The organism is Anaerobiospirillum succiniciproducens DSM 6400 (assembly GCF_000482845.1).
GTDB lineage: Bacteria > Pseudomonadota > Gammaproteobacteria > Enterobacterales > Succinivibrionaceae > Anaerobiospirillum > Anaerobiospirillum succiniciproducens.
Map to the genome: position 1 here is coordinate 1 of NZ_AXWV01000153.1, position 1,280 is coordinate 1,280.

Here is a 1,280-nt window from a genome sequence, read left to right on the forward strand (position 1 = left end):
TTTTTTTATCGGTGAACGAGAAATGTGATCTAACCACATTCCGCCGTTTCGCCATAGAAAACTATGATATGGATCAATAATCGTATCTTACGGTTAAGTTGGCAGTGTTTTAAAACTGTGCCAGTCTATGCACAGTTATTTAATGTCCTATTCTGTATATTTATAATAGTCCCGCGTCATTGTTGCTCTTAATAAAGTCTCTGAACGCTTTAGAGTCAAGCATGTTGCCTTGGTAAGCTTTTGAGCAAATTACCTCCTGCATATCGTGGCTATATGTATAGATACAGAGGTTTCTTTATGATCTTTAAGGTGTCTCTTAGCAGCATCTCTAGATAGATCATTATTGCCAGTTTCTTGTTTTAGGACACCATCAATAAAGATATTCTGGTTCTTTGCAACATGAGCAAGTCTGTAGCCATAGAAGCTCTTATGAGCTTGTGTACACATGCCAAGATGCTTTATGAACTCAGATACCGCATTCTTTGTGAGTCCTACGCAAGGATAGAAGACAGACAAAAATGACACCTGACTTTTTGAAAGGTAACGATTACATGCTATCCCTGGTTCAATAACTCTCAATGATGCGATGGTCATAATGCGGTTAGCATCTTCAGGATCGAAGCATAAGAGCAAGTCTTGATGAATATCCTTACACTTGTTTGCCACGAACGCAGGAGCGCCATACTGCATAACTGAGCGAGAGTTTTGTGTTAGTAGCTTTTTATCCTCTTGTCTTGGAACATACACACCATCGATTATGTATCCAATGACTTTGCCATTCCTAGGTCCAGAGTAATGCCCTTTTGAAGTCTTGTAGCCCGACCTTTCTCTAACAAGATAACGCTTAGCACCTTTGGATTTTGAGTCAACAACAACCGTGTTTACTGGTCTGCTAACTGCTCTTACATGCTCTGGCACCATGGTTATAATCCTATTTATAATCAAGGTTTATATTAGTACATGATAGTTCACATGTAAAGCCATATGAACTATCTATTTTATCTTAATAGACATAGCAATTAAAAGCCAGCAATCGTTATTTTACAGGGTTCTCGTTTTATAATACTCTATAGGTGTGCTAGTTACATAGTTCATGAACTTGGTAAAGTTTTAGTTAAAAAGAAAGCCAAACATTTGGTAACTATTGCAAGTTTATATAAGATAAAAATATTTAGCTAGAGTCAAACCTGAATTTTTCTAAATTTCGTACAAAGACATCAAAGATATTACCTAAAATATTCTTTCGTGCCAGAAGAGATTCATTCGATTCAACCTCTAAA

1 protein-coding gene is annotated in these 1,280 nt (G+C 36.7%); it reads right to left on the bottom strand.

All coding sequences use genetic code 11. From position 1 onward, the window contains the following. Positions 1 to 249 precede the first annotated feature (249 nt). Positions 250 to 921, bottom strand: a complete 672-nt coding sequence (locus H524_RS16860; RefSeq protein ID WP_052339093.1) for a hypothetical protein — start codon at positions 919 to 921, stop codon at positions 250 to 252. Positions 922 to 1,280: the final 359 nt, after the last annotated feature.

Coding starts and splice junctions, on each gene's coding strand:
- H524_RS16860 (WP_052339093.1), bottom strand. CDS start 921: ATGGTGCCAGAGCATGTAAGAGCAGTTAGCAGACCAGTAAACACGGTT.